This window comes from Rhizobium sp. N621, from assembly GCF_001664325.1.
Lineage (GTDB): Bacteria > Pseudomonadota > Alphaproteobacteria > Rhizobiales > Rhizobiaceae > Rhizobium > Rhizobium esperanzae.
In genome coordinates this window covers 1-16273 of the sequence record NZ_CP013499.1, presented here as the reverse complement: position 1 = coordinate 16273, position 16273 = coordinate 1, and the positions used below count along the sequence as shown (strand labels likewise).

17 protein-coding genes and 1 pseudogene are annotated in these 16273 nt (G+C 64.0%); 9 read left to right on the top strand and 9 right to left on the bottom strand.

Going from position 1 to position 16273, the window contains the following annotated elements; genetic code table 11:
* Positions 1-9: 9 nt before the first annotated feature.
* The 3 genes from AMK00_RS27105 to AMK00_RS27095 are packed head-to-tail and all read right to left on the bottom strand — an operon-like array spanning position 10 to position 3123.
* Entirely contained in the window at positions 10-1209 is a 1200-nt protein-coding gene (locus AMK00_RS27105) for a thiolase family protein (protein ID WP_064812353.1), read from the bottom strand.
* Complete coding sequence (locus AMK00_RS27100) at positions 1187-2704, bottom strand: class I adenylate-forming enzyme family protein (protein WP_064812352.1); 1518 nt, start codon at positions 2702-2704, stop codon at positions 1187-1189. Before AMK00_RS27100 ends, AMK00_RS27105 begins: the two co-directional genes overlap by 23 nt.
* A gap of 2 nt (positions 2705-2706) precedes the next feature.
* Positions 2707-3123 carry an acyl-CoA thioesterase gene (locus AMK00_RS27095; protein WP_064812351.1) on the bottom strand — a complete coding sequence of 139 codons (417 nt, stop codon included), beginning with the start codon at positions 3121-3123 and terminating at the stop codon, positions 2707-2709.
* A gap of 53 nt (positions 3124-3176) precedes the next feature.
* Between AMK00_RS27095 and AMK00_RS27090 the strand changes: the two genes are divergently transcribed.
* On the top strand, positions 3177-4145 hold the full coding sequence (locus AMK00_RS27090; RefSeq protein ID WP_064813155.1) for a zinc-dependent alcohol dehydrogenase family protein: 969 nt from the start codon (positions 3177-3179) through the stop codon (positions 4143-4145).
* A gap of 106 nt (positions 4146-4251) precedes the next feature.
* Here AMK00_RS27090 and AMK00_RS27085 read toward each other — a convergent pair whose 3' ends face one another.
* On the bottom strand, positions 4252-5127 hold the full coding sequence (locus tag AMK00_RS27085) for a LysR substrate-binding domain-containing protein (RefSeq protein WP_064813153.1): 876 nt from the start codon (positions 5125-5127) through the stop codon (positions 4252-4254).
* 106 nt (positions 5128-5233) lie between these two features.
* Between AMK00_RS27085 and AMK00_RS27080 the strand changes: the two genes are divergently transcribed.
* The 6 genes from AMK00_RS27080 to AMK00_RS27055 all read left to right on the top strand — a co-directional run bounded on the left by AMK00_RS27080 (position 5234) and on the right by AMK00_RS27055 (position 8256).
* Complete coding sequence (locus AMK00_RS27080) at positions 5234-5938, top strand: SDR family oxidoreductase (RefSeq protein ID WP_064812350.1); 705 nt, start codon at positions 5234-5236, stop codon at positions 5936-5938.
* A 13-nt stretch (positions 5939-5951) separates the two neighbouring features.
* Complete coding sequence (locus AMK00_RS27075) at positions 5952-6527, top strand: pyridoxamine 5'-phosphate oxidase family protein (protein ID WP_064812349.1); 576 nt, start codon at positions 5952-5954, stop codon at positions 6525-6527.
* A 39-nt stretch (positions 6528-6566) separates the two neighbouring features.
* Entirely contained in the window at positions 6567-6746 is a 180-nt protein-coding gene (locus tag AMK00_RS27070; protein ID WP_064812348.1) for a hypothetical protein, read from the top strand.
* Positions 6747-6955: 209 nt separating this feature from the next.
* Complete coding sequence (locus tag AMK00_RS27065) at positions 6956-7513, top strand: DUF3299 domain-containing protein (RefSeq protein WP_064812347.1); 558 nt, start codon at positions 6956-6958, stop codon at positions 7511-7513.
* 75 nt (positions 7514-7588) lie between these two features.
* Positions 7589-7849: an AbrB/MazE/SpoVT family DNA-binding domain-containing protein gene (locus AMK00_RS27060; RefSeq protein WP_064812346.1), complete on the top strand. Its 261-nt coding sequence runs from the start codon at positions 7589-7591 to the stop codon at positions 7847-7849.
* A complete protein-coding gene (locus AMK00_RS27055) occupies positions 7846-8256 on the top strand; it encodes a type II toxin-antitoxin system VapC family toxin (RefSeq protein WP_064812345.1) in 411 nt (136 codons plus the stop codon). Before AMK00_RS27060 ends, AMK00_RS27055 begins: the two co-directional genes overlap by 4 nt.
* Before the next feature lie 110 nt (positions 8257-8366).
* Here the strand turns inward: AMK00_RS27055 and AMK00_RS27050 are convergent, their stop codons facing one another.
* The 3 genes and pseudogenes from AMK00_RS27050 to katG all read right to left on the bottom strand — a co-directional run bounded on the left by AMK00_RS27050 (position 8367) and on the right by katG (position 12709).
* The gene (locus tag AMK00_RS27050) at positions 8367-9092 is read right to left on the bottom strand and encodes an SDR family oxidoreductase (RefSeq protein ID WP_064812344.1); all 726 of its coding nucleotides are present in this window, start codon (positions 9090-9092) and stop codon (positions 8367-8369) included.
* 161 nt (positions 9093-9253) lie between these two features.
* Positions 9254-10202, bottom strand: a pseudogene (locus AMK00_RS27045) (IS110 family transposase).
* 317 nt (positions 10203-10519) lie between these two features.
* On the bottom strand, positions 10520-12709 hold the full coding sequence (katG, locus tag AMK00_RS27040) for a catalase/peroxidase HPI (RefSeq protein ID WP_064813151.1): 2190 nt from the start codon (positions 12707-12709) through the stop codon (positions 10520-10522).
* Between the two features lie 142 nt (positions 12710-12851).
* On the opposite strand from katG, the gene AMK00_RS27035 reads away from it, so the two are divergent.
* Entirely contained in the window at positions 12852-13766 is a 915-nt protein-coding gene (locus AMK00_RS27035) for a hydrogen peroxide-inducible genes activator (protein ID WP_064812343.1), read from the top strand.
* Positions 13767-13812: 46 nt separating this feature from the next.
* Here AMK00_RS27035 and panB read toward each other — a convergent pair whose 3' ends face one another.
* The gene (gene panB, locus AMK00_RS27030) at positions 13813-14634 is read right to left on the bottom strand and encodes a 3-methyl-2-oxobutanoate hydroxymethyltransferase (protein ID WP_064812342.1); all 822 of its coding nucleotides are present in this window, start codon (positions 14632-14634) and stop codon (positions 13813-13815) included.
* The gene (gene panC / locus AMK00_RS27025) at positions 14631-15566 is read right to left on the bottom strand and encodes a pantoate--beta-alanine ligase (protein ID WP_064812341.1); all 936 of its coding nucleotides are present in this window, start codon (positions 15564-15566) and stop codon (positions 14631-14633) included. The genes panB and panC overlap by 4 nt, the downstream gene beginning before the upstream one ends.
* A 233-nt stretch (positions 15567-15799) precedes the next feature.
* Between panC and AMK00_RS27020 the strand changes: the two genes are divergently transcribed.
* Positions 15800-16273, top strand: coding sequence for a ProQ/FINO family protein (locus tag AMK00_RS27020; protein WP_064812340.1), 474 nt, complete (start codon positions 15800-15802; stop codon positions 16271-16273).

Here is a 16273-nt window from a genome sequence, read left to right as displayed (position 1 = left end):
GGCCTCTTCTCAGAAAAGGCGGACGGCCTCGAAAAGCGCCGTGAGCCCGATGCCGCCACCGATGCCGATCATGGCGAGGCCGGTGGCGGCGGGCCTCCGGCCATCCCTGCGGATGAGCTGGCTGTAGAGCCGGGTGACCAGGATCGCGCCGGAGGCGCCGAAGGGATGGCCGAGCGCCATGGCGCCGCCCTCCTTGTTGACCGCGTCGGCTGATATATCCAGCTGATCGAGCGACGCCAGAACCTGCGCCGCGAAAGCCTCATTGAATTCGATGGCGTCGATCTTCGAGAGCAAGAGGTGGGGCTGGCGCTGCAGAAGCTTACCCGTCGAGGCGACCGGACCGATGCCGAGCAGGTTGGGATCGACGCCAGCGGCGGCGCTGTCGATGAAGGCGAGGCCTTTTTCGATGCCGAGGCTTCTGGCCATGCCGCGGCTCATGACGAGCACCAGGCAGGCGCCGTCATTCACAGGGCAAGCATTGCCTGCTGTCACGGAGCCATCGGCGAGGAAGACCGGCTTCAGGTTTGCGAGGGCCTCAAGCGAGGTAGTCGGGCGCGGACATTCGTCCCGCTCCACCAAACCGCCGGCGGTGGCGATCTCGACGATCTCCGGCCGGAAGAGGCCGGCCTCGGCCGTCTTGACGGCCAGTCGGTGGCTACGCAGGGCGAATTCATCCTGCCGCTGGCGCGAGATGCCGAATTGACGAGCGACATTTTCGGCGGCGACGCCCATCTCGGGATCGCCGATCGTTTCGGGGGAGAAGCGCGCGCGTCCGTAAAAGCGCGGCAGGGCGCCATTGGCTTTCGGCCTTTCGACGCGCCATGGGGCGGTGCTGACGCTTTCGACGCCGCCGGCGAGGAAACAGGCACCCGCCTTCGCCTGAATCAGCCGGGCGGCCAGGATGATCGCTTCTAGGCCGGAACCGCATTGCCGATCGATGGCGACACCGGGGACGGCCATCGGCAGGCCGGCGTTGAGCGCCGCCAGCCGGCCGACATTGCCGCCGCCGCCGGCGGCATTGCCGACCAACACGTCGTCGATGGCATCGGGCGCAACGCCAGTTTCCGCGACGATCCGGCGAATGATCGGGGCAAGCAGATCTTCGGCCGCAACCGTCGAAAGAGAGCCGAAGGCCCGGCCGATCGGCGTGCGGTAGGCGGCGACCACGACCGGCTGCCAATCCTCGTCAGGCTGATAGGCGTAGGACAAGACCATCTCCCGAAATTACCGATGCTTCCACCTGCCCGCGCGCGATCTTGCCGCTGCTCGTCATCGGCCAGGCGTCGATATGGTGGAACTGCCTGGGGATCTTGAACCTTGCAAGCCTGCCTGCGCAATGCTCGGCGAGCATTTTCGCATCCGTCGCCTCGCCCGAGACGACGGCGACGATCCTTTGGCCGTAATAGGCGTCCGGCAGCCCGAAGACGACGGCATCTTCGACGCCGGGGCAGGCTTTCAACGCACTCTCGACCTCGGCGGGATAGACGTTGTTGCCGCCCGTGATCATCATGCCGCCTGCCCGGCCGATCACCCGCAGCATGCCGTTTTCATCGATCTCGCCGAGATCGCCGACCGTCGCGCCAGCCAGGGTAACGCGGAACGCCTGACCGTCGTCGCCCCAGAGATAGCCATTCGCAATCAGGTCGCTGTTGACGAAGATGGTGCCGGGCACATCGGCGCCGACGTCGTTTTCCTCAGGATCGCGGATGGAGATTTCGACGCCGGGATAGGCCTGCCCGACTCGGTCGATCGGAAAATCCGTCGCGCCGCCGGCAAGCGTCGAGACGGTCATGAAGCCGATCTCAGAGGCGCCGTAATATTCCCGGATGCGTGCCTTTGGGAAAAGGCGGCGCATGGATTCGACCTCGTTGAGATTGAGCTTGGCGCCGGCGGTCAGCACGTCGCGCAAGGACTCCATCGGCGCGCCCGTCCATGCCCGGGCGATGCCTGCTATATGGGTGGGCACGGCGACCAGCCGTTCGATCCCGGAAGAGAGAATGCGCGCGACCGCGCCGGCATCCCATTTGCCCACCGAATGAAAGGTTGCCCCGGCATCGAGTGCCTCGACGAGTGCGTAAAGCGCGAGCCCATGCGCGAGCGCTCCCGGGCACAGGGTCGAGGGCGCATCCTGGAGTTCGAAAACGAGACGTCCCCGGTCGAGGCTCCGGCGCCACTGCTCGCACGAGCGGTGATAGGCCTTCGGCTCGGCTGTCGTGCCCGAGGTAAAGCCGATCAGGAAGATGCCCTCGGCATCGGCCGGAAGGCCGCCTCCCGTCGCGGCGAGGCCAAAGGGCTCCGCGCCGGCGACGATCACAGGAATACCGAGACTGCGGCCGATCTCGGCGCTCGGGCTCGCGGCATCGTCGACGACGAGCAGGTCAGGCGCCAGCCGCTCGACGATGCGCTCGATCCTTTCGGCCGGCATCATCGGATCGATGACAGCGCAGGCATTCGCCAGCGCGGTGGCGGCGACGAAATATTCGGCAAAGCCGATGTGATTGCCGAGGCTGACCGCCACAAGCTTCTCGACGCCGGGCAGATCGAATGAACGGTGGTTCGAGCGCGGAAGCGCTTGGATAAACCGGTAGATCGCGCCCGCGCGGGTATAGAGTCCGCCATAGCTCAGGGAGCGGCCGTCGATCACGACCGCCGGCTTTTCCGGTCTCTTCGTGGCGTGCCGAAGAAGTTCTCTATGGATCGGCATGGTCAGCCCTGCGACAAGGCGGCCCTGGTCGCCTCCGGGATCGGCGTCGGGCGGCTGTCGGAGAGGCCGACGCAGACCCAGACGAGGCCGGCCGAGGCGCAATGGGCGCCGTCGCGCTGGCGATAGAGCTCGATCGTAAAGGAGAGGCTCGACCGCCCGATCTTCTCGACCTTGACCTTCGCCTCGACGATATCGTCGACATCGATCGGGCTGTGAAAGGTGATCTCCGCCTTCTTGACGTGATAAGCCACACCAGAGGTGGTGTGGCGGAAGTGGCTGAGGATCTCACGGTGGCGCAGCAACTCGACGACCGCATCCTCGCAATAATCGAGATAAACCGAGTTGTGGACATGACCATAAATGTCGATGTCTCGCATCGAGACCCGGAACGATGCTAAAGGCCTGTCGTCAACGCTCATTCGATCACCGAAATTTCGACGGCGTGTTCTAACCGACTGTGTGGGGGATGCAAATGCAATATCAGGCGGTCGTGCGAAAATTCGGGCCGGCCGAGGAGGTCGTCGGGATCGAACGGGCCGAACTGGCGCCGCTCTCGCGCGATCAGGTTCGCGTGCGCCTGCTGGCGCGCTCGATCAATCCCTCCGATATCATCACCATCTCAGGCGCCTATGCCGGTCGTACGACCTTGCCCTTCATCCCCGGCTTCGAAGCCTTCGGGGTGGTCGAGGCGTGCGGCGAGGAAGTGCACGGACTTGTGCCGGGAACGCGCGTGCTGCCGGTGCGCAGCGCCGGCGGGTGGCAGGAATTCAAGGATACCGATCCGAGCTGGTGCCTTCGCGTACCCGATGCGCTTTCCGACTTCCAGGCCGCGACCAGCTACGTCAACCCGATGACTGGCTGGCTGATGCTGCATAAGAAGATCGGGCTGAGACCCGGCATGCGCATCGCCATCAACGCCGCCGCCTCTTCGATCGGATCGATCCTGATCGGCATGGCGAATGCGGTTGGCGTGGAGCCGATCGCAATCGTCCGCAGCGAAGAATCTCTCGCGCGTCTGCGTGGCCGGCCCGAGGCCATCATCGTCGACAGAGCGGACGGCGATCTCGTCACCGGCCTCGCTGGCCGGCATGGGCTCGACGCGGTGCTCGATTGCGTCGGCGGCGCCCGCGCCTCGATCCTTGCCGATGCGCTGAGGCCCGGCGGGCATTTCCTGCATTACGGCCTGCTTTCGGGAGAGAGCATCCCGCCGTCATTCTGGGCCTCCCATCCCGACATTGCCTTTTCCTTCTGCCACCTCAGGGAGTGGGTCCATTCCGAGACGATGGGCGACGTCCAGCGCGCCTATGCAGAGGTGGCGGCGATGATCGCCTCCAAGGTGATCGCGACCGAAGTGCGGGAGGTCTTTCCTCTGGAAAAGATCGGCGAGGCGCTGCGCGCCGCCCTGCCCTTCAGGAGGGGTGGCAAGGTGTTGCTGGCGTGACGGGCAAGTGCGGCTCTCCAACGCTCCTCGGAGGGCGGCCGGCATGCAACGCGGGTTGAGATGATCGAGGCGCTGGAGGGCTAGCGCCCTGCTTTCATGCGGCGCTTCAGGAAAGCGACAACTGGGTCGCGCACCAGTCCCAGACCGCATCGACGGCCTTTCGCGGCGATGAGGAGCGTTTGCGCACGAGGAAGTAATCTGGTCCGATGGTCGCGGTCGCATCCGTCACCCGCACCAGCCGTCCTGCTTCGAGATCGGCCATGACGAAGGCGCGGCAGGCGAGCACGACGCCCTGGCCGGCGAGCGCGGCGTCGAGCGCCAGGGTCGTATGGTTGAAGGCCGCGCCGGGCAGCTTCTCGCGCGTGCGCAGGAATACCGGCCAATGATCGTGCGAGTCGTGCAGAAGCGGCAGTTTGCGAAGTTCTTCGACGGTCAAGGGCAAGGTCAGGCCTTTAACCAGATGCGGGCTTGCGACCGCGATCAGCTCCTGGCGGAACAACATCTGGGCCTGCAGGTTTGCCGGAAAAGGCGGGCGGGTGAGGCGCACTGCGATATCAACCTGGTCGCGGTCGAAATCGGCGAGCGTCTCGGTCGCGACCGTCCTCAGATCGATGTCGGGAAGAGCGGCATAGAGCTCCGCGAGCCGCGGGATCAACAGCCTGGTGGCGACCGTGGGAGTGGCGCTGATCGTCACCATTTCAGGCCGGTCGAGAAGCCGCCCCGTCGCATCGGCAAGCATGTCGAAGGCGCGGGTCACATCCGCCAGATAGGCCGTGCCATAGGCAGTGAGCGTGAGGCCGCGGGCAAGGCGTTGAAACAGTCTGAGGCCGAGCTGGTCTTCCAGCGCGCGAACCTGCTGCGCGACCGCCCCTTGCGTGACGCCGAGCTCCTCGGCGGCGGCGCGGAAATTCAGCCTGCGGCCCGAGACCTCGAAGGCGCGCAGGGCATTCAGAGGCGGCAGCGTGCGGCGGGATTGGGTCATCGGCATATCCAGTAGATTTTCTACAGTCTGGCAGCTTTCTTTCTCGCGCGAAAGTCCCGCCGGCATCTGTCATAATGCTGCGCAAAATCAGCTGTCGGAGGTCTCAATGTCTGAAGTAAAAGTCGCTCTCATCACCGCAGGCGGGTCCGGCATGGGCGCTGCAGCCGCAAGGAAGCTTGCAGCCGACGGCTATCGCGTCGCCGTTCTCTCCTCCTCCGGCAAGGGAGAGGCGCTGGCCAACGAACTCGGCGGCGTCGGCGTCACCGGCTCGAACCAGTCGAACGACGATGTGAAGCGGCTCGTCAACCAGGCGATGGAGCGATGGGGGCGGATCGACGCGCTGGTCAATTCGGCCGGCCACGGCCCGCGTGCACCGATCCTCGAAATCTCCGACGAGGACTGGCACAAGGGCATGGAGGTCTATTTCCTCAGCGCCGTGCGGCCGACCCGACTTGTGACGCCGATCATGGAGGCCCAAGGCGGCGGCGCGATCGTCAACATTTCGACGGCATGGGCCTTCGAGCCTTCGCCGATGTTCCCGACCTCTGCGGTCGCCCGGGCGGGACTGGCGAGCTTCACCAAGATCTTCGCCGACAGCTATGCGGCCAAGAACATCCGCATGAACAACGTCCTGCCCGGCTGGATCGACAGCCTGCCCGCGACCGACGAGCGGCGCGACAGCGTTCCGATGCGCCGTTACGGCACGAGCGAGGAAATCGCCGCCACCATCGCCTTTCTCCTGTCGGAGGGTGCGGGCTACATCACCGGCCAGAACATCCGCGTTGACGGCGGCATCGCCCGTTCCGTCTGAGCGAGGCCTGCCGGTGGATCTCCATGACATCAACGCCTCGGCATGGGCGGAACTCGAAGCGGCTGCGGCAGGTCCGCAATCGGGTTTCCGTTATGTGAACCTCTGCTCGGTTGATGCCGAAAACAGGCCGCAGGCGCGCATGGTGGTATTGCGGGCGGCCGACAGAGCGACGCGCAGCCTTGAATTTCACACCGATACGCGAAGCCCGAAATGGCTGGAGCTTTCGGCAAATCCTCATGTCACCGTCCTCGGCTTCTGCCCACAGGCCCGGCTGCAGTTACGGCTTCAAGGCACGGTCGAACGCCATGGCCCCGGAAGCGAAGGCGCCGACGCGGCTTGGGAAAAGCTGCCCAACCGGACGCGGATGACCTATACCGGCGGGCCGCCGGGAGATGAATGCGCCTTCGAAACCGTGGGCGAATTGCCGGAGCCTCGCGGCGAAGTGGAGGGGAAGGCGCGCTTTGGCGTGCTGAGTTTTCGCGCCCGGACGCTGGACTGGTTTCAATTGCGCCAGCAGGACAACCGAAGAGCTCTGTTCAGCTATGATGAAACCGGCGCCCTCACCCATCGGCGATGGGTCAATGCGTGAGCCAGACATGACGGTGCGAATCCATGTTAAGTGCATGACATGAAAGGCTGGCAACTTGTTCTCGGCGGCGAGAGGCTGTCGAAGCCGTTCGCAACCGTCGTCCAGCTCTTCAATCCCGATGCGATCGTCGTCGTCGGTTTTTTCTCGTGCGAAATATTGCAGCGGCTGGGCGCGGGTCGATCTCAGCGCCCCTCGACGTCGCCGGCCGGCGGTCGTTGACCAGGCCGACACTCGCGGTGACGCGTCTCTCGGGTCCCGCCGGGCTTGCGGGGGGGCCTCGCTTCTGCCGATCGCCGCCGATCTGCTCGGTCAGCATTCGCCGACGGCCAATACGCATAGGGAGCTCGGCTGATGGACGGGCGAGCGGGATCGGGAGTAGCATCCGTGCGGCAGTGGCAGGCGGTCCGCGACCGGCCCGGGGAGATGCGATGATGAAGCTGAGACCTTTTTTCCTGACGTTTGCGATGCTGGCATTCGGTTTCGCATGGCCGGTTTCCGACACCTTGGCTGCAGCGCAGCCCATTTTCTGGAGTGCTTTGCGGCCGGCCGATCAGGCCAAGGCGACAATGCCGCTATCGGGCAAGACGGTCAGCGGCCCGCAGGGTGAAACGCTCGCCTGGCATGACGAGGGCCAGCCGGTCGAATTGACGGGGTTCGTGCTGCCGGTCGACCAGGACGACGATCTCGTTTACGAATTCATGCTGGTCCCCTGGGCCGGAGCCTGCAGCCATATGCCTTCCCCTCCGCCCAACCAGCTGGTGCGCGTCGTTCCGCAGGAGCCTCTGCATCTCGAAAGAATGTATGAAACAGTCACTGTGACGGCAACGCTGCGGCCCGGCCTGGACCAGGCCCAGTTCTTCATGATCGACGGTGTGCGCGTCCTTGCCTACGGCTACAGCATGAGCCACGCCGAGGTGGCGAAAGCGACGGAGACTGATGATCCCGATCTGCTGACGCTCTCGCCTTTCGGCATTCTGCCTCGTTAGTGGAACGGCTTCTTGCATGAGTGGCGCCAGCCGCGTATATACATACGTATATATACAAGCTGTGGAGCGTTCTCTATGCCGCAATATGCGCGCGTGTTTCAATCCGGCAATTCGCAGGCCGTCCGGCTGCCGAAGGAGTTTCGCTTCGACGTGGATCAGGTGGAAGTGACACGGGAAGGCGATGCGATCATTCTCCGGCCGCGGACCGATCATGGCGTGCGGTGGGCCTCGTTGCGCAGCGCCCTGGAGCGCGGCCTCAGCGACGATTTCATGGCACAAGGAAGAGAGCAACCCGAGGATCAGGAGAGGCCTGGTCTTCAGGACCTGTTCAAGTGATTACGCATCTGATCGACACCAATGCCGTGATTGCCTTGATCGGCCGCAAGTCCGACATGCTGCTCGCTCGACTGATGGAGAGTGACGAGGGATCGATCGGCCTCTCCACCGTCGTCATGCACGAACTCTATTACGGGGCCCACAAGAGCGCTAAAATTTCCTACAATCTCGAAACCCTGCGCCTGTTCATGGCGGATTTCCCAGCCGTCGGTTTCGAGCGCGAGGATGCGCGGGCAGCCGGGGAGATCCGCGCCGCATTGGCGGCCAAGGGAAAGCCGATCGGTCCCTACGATGTGCTGATCGCCGCGCAAGCCAGGAGCCGCGATCTGGTTCTCGTCACCAACAATGTCGGGGAATTCCAGCGCGTCGAAGGCTTGCGCGTCGAGGATTGGACGGTCGGGTGGTAGTCCAAGAGAGCTTCAGCCTATTCAGAATAAAGTGGATGAGCGTGCCACACGGCACATCAATACCACGTCCTCCCCCATGCGGAAGGAGTCCGCCCTGCCTTCCGCTCACATCAAATGTCGAAGGAGCTCGGCAGAATTACCATGTCGCGGATCGTCACGTTGCGCGGCCGGGTCAGCATGAAGAGCACGGCTTCGGCAACGTCTCGCGGTTCGATCAAGGCGCCTGCCTCCCTTGCTTTGCGCAGGTTCTCCTCCGGCCAGTCCTTCAGCAAGGCGCTGACGACCGGGCCTGGCGAGACGGACCCCACGCGGATGCCGTTCTTGAAGAGTTGCCGCCGCATAGTCTGGACGAAGCAGTGCATCGCCCACTTCGACGGGGAGTAGACCGGCTCCCATGGAACCGGGGCGTGGCCCGCGACCGAGCTGGTCACGATGATATCTCCCGTACCTCTTTCGATCATGTGGGGTATGACTGTGCGGACGTTCTTTATGACGACGTTCACATTCAGATTGAGCATGCGGTCGATCGCATCCAGACCGGCGTCCGCCAGATCTCCGCCGATATAGGTGCCCGCGTTCGCATGGAAGATGTCCAACTGGCCGGCTTTCGACAGAATGCCATCGAGCAGGCTTGCGCACTCCTCGGGATCAAGAAGGTCGAGCCGCAACGCGATCGCCTTCTCTCCTAGCCTGCCGCAGGCCTCGTTTAGAGCAGCTTCATCCCGATCGATCATCACGACCGAACCGCCTGCCGCGATGATCGCTTCCGTCGATGCCAGCCCAATTCCGGAGGCAGCTCCGGTGATGGCGGCGACCTTACCCTGCAAAGCGTCCATATCAACTCCTCCCGTGTGTCGATCATTTATCGCATGGGAGATCGGTGATGGCTAGGAGCGGGTAGTCCAAGAGTGCCTCACCCTCTGGTGCACCGTTGACGATCGCAAGACGCAAGCGTTGCGGCGTGTCCTTCGAGGATTCGGCCTTTGGGATGCGCGCCTCAGCAACCGTGTTGTTGGGAGTTCGCTCCATGGGGTTCGTCTTTTGATAATCGTGTTGATCATGACGATGAATTTCCGCATGGCAGCGACGAGGGCGACCTTGGGTGGTTTGCCGGCATCGCGCAGTCTTTTGTGGAAGGCCTTGATGGTCGGGCTGCAACGGATGGCCGAGAGCGTTGCCATGTAGAGAGCGCATCGGACGGTGGCGCGGCCGCCGGCGATGTGGCGCTGGCCACGCCAGGTGCCGCTGTCGTGGGCGACCGGGGCGACGCCGACGAGGGCTGCGAGCTTCTTGTCGTCGATGGCGCCGAGTTCGGGCAGCTCGGCGATGAGCACGGCGGCGCCGACCTCGCCGATGCCTGGCACGGTCAGCAGCAGGTCGCGGCGTGCGGCCATGTCGGGCTCGGCCTCGATGGCAAGCGCGATGGCGGCATCGACGCGGGCGAGCTGGCTCTTGAGGGCGGCGAGGGTCTCGCCAATCAGCGCGGCGACGGCTTGCGGGGCATGTTCGAGGCGGTTCTTCTCGGCGACCGCCATGTCGATGAGCTGCCGGCGGCGGGCGACGAGGGCAGCAAGCGCGATGCGGCCGTCGTCGATATGGGGGATCTGTGCCGGCCGCATCGCTCTGGCGAAGTGGAGAATGACGCGGGCGTCGACCTGATCGGTCTTGGCCAGCCGCCCGCTGGCCCTGGCGAAATCGCGCACCTGGCGGGGATTGACGACGGCGATGGGAATACCGGCGGCCATCAGCGCCCTGACGATCGCCATCTCGTAACCGCCGGTGGCCTCGACGACGACCAGCTCGGCGCCGGCTATCGCCGTCGCCAGCGCGGTCCGGCCCGGCGCGTCGTTGTCAAAGCGGCCAACGGCGCTTTTGCCCTCGACGGCCACGTCGAAATGGGCTTTCGAGACATCGATGCCGACCATGAAAGCTTGCGGGATACGCATGGGTGCTCCTCCTTGCAACGCGGGCTCAAGGCCCAATCAACCGTTCGAGCGAAGACATGGCGACGGAGATGCTCGCTGAGGCACGAGTTCAAAACCCAGGGATGACACGCATCCCCGTCGCGCAACCCCACTATACAGCAACGGCAACGTACAAGGATGAGGGTTGGAGTTGCCGCGTCAGCTATCTCACTGCCGAGGATGCGCTCGGGAGAGACCCGTACTGCGCTGGCGGCGAAGGGAACTGGGCACGCTTCCATCCTAAGGCACTCAAAAAAACCGGGCACGGCCGAACCGCGCCCGGGCTAAGATGGCTGCCCTTATCGGACGAGGTCGAAGCGGTCGGCGTTCATGACCTTGTTCCAGGCGGCGACGAAGTCCTTGACGAACTTCTGCTTGGCGTCGGCCTGGCCGTAGACTTCGGCGAAGGCGCGCAGCTGCGAGTGCGAGCCGAAGATCAGGTCGACGCGGGTGCCGGTCCATTTGGCAGCACCCGTTTTGCGGTCGCGGCCTTCGTAGACGCCGTCCTTGCCGGCGGCTGGAACCCACTGCGTCGCCATGTCGAGCAGGTTGACGAAGAAGTCGTTCGTCAGTGTCTCGGGGCGCGAGGTGAAGACGCCGTGCTCGGGGTTGCCTGCCTTCAGCACGCGCAGGCCGCCGACGAGGACCGTCATCTCAGGCCCGGTCAGCGTCAAGAGCTGGGCGCGGTCGACGAGCGCTTCTTCCGGCTTCATGAACTGCAGACGCTTGTCGTTCACATAGTTGCGGAAGCCGTCGATGCGCGGCTCGAGTGCGGCGAAGGAATGCGCGTCGGTCTGAGCGTCCGACGCATCCATGCGGCCGGGCGTGAAAGGCACGCTGATGGCGTTGCCGCCGGCCGCTGCCGCCTTCTCGACACCGGCCGCACCGGCGAGCACGATCAAGTCAGCAAGCGAGATCTTCTTACCGTCGGTCTGGGCGGCGTTGAAGTCCTTCTGGATGCCTTCGAGAACACCGAGCACCTTGGCGAGCTGGGCCGGCTGGTTGGCTTCCCAGTCCTTCTGCGGAGCAAGGCGGATGCGCGCGCCGTTGGCGCCGCCGCGCTTGTCGGAGCCGCGGAAGGTCGAGGCGGACGCCCAGGCGGTCGAGACCAGTTCCTGGACGGAAAGGCCTGTGGCGAGAACCTTCGCCTTGAGGTCGGCAATGTCCTTATCGTCGACGAGGGGATGGTCGACGGCCGGGATCACGTCCTGCCAGATCAAGTCTTCGGCCGGAACCTCCGGCCCGAGGTAGCGCACCTTCGGTCCCATGTCGCGGTGGGTCAGCTTGAACCAGGCGCGGGCGAAAGCGTCGGCGAACTCACCGGGATTTTCGAGGAACCGGCGCGAGATCTTCTCATAGATCGGGTCGAAACGCAGCGAGAGATCGGTGGTCAGCATGGTCGGCACATGCTTCTTCCCCGGCTCATAAGCATCCGGAATGGAGGCTTCGGCGTTCTTCGCCCGCCACTGATGCGCGCCGGCCGGGCTCTTCGTCAGCTCCCACTCGTGGGCGAAAAGGTTTTCGAAGAAATGGTTGCTCCACCTGGTTGGCGTCTGCGACCAGGTGACTTCGAGGCCGGCGGTGATCGCGTCCTTGCCGACGCCGGTGCCGAACGAGCTCTTCCAGCCAAGGCCTTGGTCCTCGATCGCGCCGCCTTCCGGCTCGGGGCCGATAAAGGACGGATCGCCCGCACCATGGGTCTTGCCGAAGGTGTGGCCGCCGGCGATCAACGCCACGGTTTCCTCGTCGTTCATTGCCATGCGCGCGAAGGTTTCACGGATGTCGCGCGCCGCAGCGACCGGGTCGGGATTGCCGTTCGGGCCTTCCGGGTTGACGTAGATGAGGCCCATCTGGACGGCGCCGAGCGGTTCTGACAGCTGACGTTCGCCGCTGTAGCGCTCATCGCCGAGCCAGGTGCCCTCGGGGCCCCAGTAGAGCTCTTCCGGCTCCCAGACGTCGGCGCGGCCGCCGGCGAAGCCGAAGGTCTTGAAGCCCATGGATTCGAGTGCGACGTTGCCGGTGAGGATCAGGAGGTCGGCCCAGGAGATGCGGTTGCCATATTTCTGCTTGATCGGCCACAGCAGGCGGCGAGCCTTGTCGAGGTTGGCGTTGTCAGGCCAGGAGTTGAGCGGCGCAAAACGCTGCTGGCCCTGGCCGGCGCCGCCGCGGCCGTCGGTGATGCGGTAGGTGCCGGCGCTGTGCCAGGCCATACGGATGAAGAGGCCGCCGTAATGGCCGAAGTCGGCCGGCCACCAGTCCTGCGAATCCGTCATCAGGGCATGCAGATCCTTCTTCAGCGCGTCGAGATCGAGCTTTTTGAACTCCTCGGCATAGTCGAAGTCCTTGCCCATCGGGTCGGCGCGGCCGGAATTGTGATGAAGAATCTGCACGTTCAGCTGGTTCGGCCACCAGTCACGGTTGGACCGGCCGCGCGGCGTATTGCCATGTGCCACCGGGCATTTGCCTGTGCTGTCAGTGGGGTTGTCCATGATCGTCTCCTTCATTGGTTGATCTGTCTGCGGTTCAAAAAGATGAGCCGAGCTGACGCCCCACTCTCCCTGGCGGTCTTCATATCGGAAGCGTTCAATAATTTTAAGTTGGATTTACTGATTGCCGCGATAAGCTGAAGTTATGAAGAATCTCACCCTGAAACAACTGCGTTATTTTGAAGCCTTGGCGCGGGATGGCCGCTTCCGCCGAGCCGCCGAGGCCTGCGCCATCTCCCAGCCGGCGCTCTCCATGCAGATCAAAGAACTTGAGCAAGAGTTGGGCAGCGAGCTCTTCGAGCGAAGCGCCCGGGAGGTCAAGCTTACCCCGTTCGGCCAGAGCTTTGCCCTAAGGGTCCGCGAAATCCTGCGCGCCGTCGATGAGCTTGGCGAATTCGCCCGCGCCTCGCGCGAATCCTTCCTCACGCGCTTGCGCATCGGCATCATTCCGACGATCGCGCCCTATCTGCTGCCGGCAATTATAAACGATCTCAACGAAACCTTCGCCGGAATTCAGATCGAGGTGCGCGAGACGCAGACAGGCAAGCTGGTTCATGAACTGACGCAGGGTCAGCTCGACATGGCGATCGTCGCGCTGCCGGTGTCGGAACCGTCGCTCACCGAACTCGAGCTTTTCAGGGAAGAATTCGTGCTGGTCAGGCGGCAGGAGGATGGAGACAAGCCGGTGCCAGAGCGCGAAGCTTTACGCGAAATGCGGCTGCTGCTGCTCGAAGAGGGCCACTGTTTTCGTGATCAGGCGCTGTCCTTCTGCAAGGTCGGCCCGGCCCGCCCGCGGGAAATCATGGAAGGCAGCTCGCTCTCCACCCTCGTCCAGATGGTCGGCGCCGGCATTGGCATCACACTGATTCCGGAAATGGCCGTTCCGGTCGAAACACGCTCGGCCCATGTCTCGATCTCCCGCTTCCCCTCGCCGCAGCCGTCGCGAACGGTCGGCATGGTCTGGCGCAATTCGACGCCGATGGCCAGGCAACTGCAGGAGGTCGCAGAGGCGGTGCGCCGCTCGGTGGAGACGATGCGCGCGCAGCATGCGGGTTGGTGACCGACGGCGGCCGCCAGCTTATTGCCAAGGACCCGTGGCCCTCGCCTCAGCTGCGGCGCTTGAACGTATGTTCGGCTGCCGGAAATTTGCGCGCGCGCACTTCCTCGGCGTAGGAGGCGGCGGCGTCCGCGACCCTCTTGCCGAGTTCGTCGTAGCGCTTGACGAAACGCGGCTTGAAATCGTTGAAGAGGCCGAGAATGTCGTCTGAGACGAGGATCTGACCGTCGCAGGCGGAAGAGGCGCCGATGCCGATTGTCGGTATGTGGATCGAGGCCGTTATCTCGCGGGCGAGCGGCTCCACCGTGCCCTCCACAACAACGGCGAACGCGCCGGAGCCACCGATCGCATGCGCGTCGCGGCGGATCTTCGAGGTCTCATGTTCGGAATGGCCGACGGAGCGATAGCCGCCGGCGGTATGGACGAGCTGCGGCATCAGGCCGATATGGCCGAGCACGGGAATGCCCCGCTTCGTCAGGAAGGCTATGGTTTCGGCCATCTCCTCGCCGCCTTCGAGCTTGACGGCGTCGCAGCCGGTTTCCTGCATGATGCGCACGGCGTTGCGGAAGGCTGTCTCCTTCGATTCCTGATAGCTGCCGAAGGGCATGTCGACGACGACGCAGGCATTGGCGACGCCGCGCATCACGGCCTTGCCATGGGCGATCATCATGTCGAGCGTCACGCCGATCGTGGTCTCCATGCCGTAGAGCACCATGCCGAGCGAATCCCCGACCAGCAGCAGGTCGCAATGCTCGTCGAGGAGGCGCGCCATCGGCGTCGTATAAGCAGTGAGGCAGACGATCGGCTTCCCGCCCTTCATGGCTGCGATCTGCGTCGGCGTCAGGCGCTTCTGAGACCCGGTGGCGCTCATTTCGTCACTCCCTTTCCCGGCGGGCCGCTCATTAGGCTGTCCCGGCTCATTCTACTGTTCGGGCTGCTGTTGCCTCCCACAACTCTGTTGCCTCCCACAACTCTGTTGTCGAGAAGCCGCGTCGTGCCGATCCGCACGAAGAGTGCCACGACGATGGGGTCTTCGAGCGAAGCGACAGGCGCCAGCGTTTCCGCATCCCTGACGGCGACGACTTCGGGTTTTGCCAGAGGTTCGCGACCGATGAAGGCGGTAAGCTTCGCCTCGAGTTCTTGCGCATCCGTGATGCCTTCGGCGATGAGCCGCTCGGCCTCGTCGAGCGCCTGCGGAACGATCACTGCCGCGCGCCGCTCATCGGGGCTGAGATAGACATTGCGCGACGACAAGGCCAGGCCGTCGCTGTCGCGCACAGTCGGCACAGAGATCACCCGCACCGGCGCGGCGAGATCCTCCACCATGCGCTTGATGATGACGACCTGCTGGTAGTCCTTCTCCCCGAAATAGGCAGTCTGCGGCTGGACGATGTTGAAAAGCTTGGTGACGACGGTGGCGACGCCGGCAAAATGGCCGGGCCTGACCGCGCCTTCGAGTTCGCCGCCAAGATCGGGAACGTCGACCACCGTCTTCATCGGGCGGGGATACATATCCTCGACACCGGGCGCGAAGAGGAAATTCACGCCGGCCTGCTTGAGCATGTCGCCATCGCGTTGGAGATCGCGCGGATATTTGCCGAGGTCTTCGGCGGGGCCGAATTGCAGCGGATTGACGAAGATCGAGACGACGACGATGTCGTTCTCGGCCCGGGCGCGCGTGACGAGCTTCAGATGTCCGGCGTGGAGATAGCCCATGGTCGGAACGAGGCCGACGGTGCGCCCCTGCCGCTTCAGCGCATCCAGCGTGTGGCGCAGCTCTTCAATGTTCGAGAAAACCCGCATAAATCCTCCCCGCGGCCGGTCACTCATCTTGGGCGCGGATATGAAGTGTAATCGAAGCGGGAGGTCAATGCACTTCCGTGACAAAAAACGATTAGATGCCTGGAAGGCCGATAAACCCGACTCGGAAATCGTGCCCCGCATCCAGCTTGTCGCAGGGCTAGCAATGTGCGACCTGCGCCTCTATCTACCCTCTCCGTCAAGATACCATCACAGTCGGCCGTTATGGAGAATGCATGGACAAACCCTGGAAGATCAGCCGCGGCCCGATTGCGGCGACCGAGCTCGACGTGGAAAAGGCGAACGCGATCAACACGCTGTTGGTCCGGCCGATAGGCGTGCTTCCGGCCAAGCCCGGAGATCCGGTCCTTCCCTTCGCCGTAGGCTTGTTCAACGAGCTGCGCCCGCTTCTGAAGCCCGATGCCGGCGTGACGACGCTGAGGCGCGCGACCGCTGCCTATGTCCATTGCCGGCGCTATTATTTCGCCAGCGCCCAGCCCGATTCCATGCGTCATAGCATCGACGGCGAACCGGTCGAGCCGCTGTCGGAGGAAGACCGATTGGTCGCGCAGAAGCGTTTCCTGAGCCTCAAGCAGAGCGCCGCGAAGGCCGAGGAACCCGAGCCGAAACCTGTCGTGGTTCCCGCTCCTGTGCTCAGCAAGAACGACCAGATCCGCGCCGCACTTCTGCGCGGCAGGAAGAACGCCTGA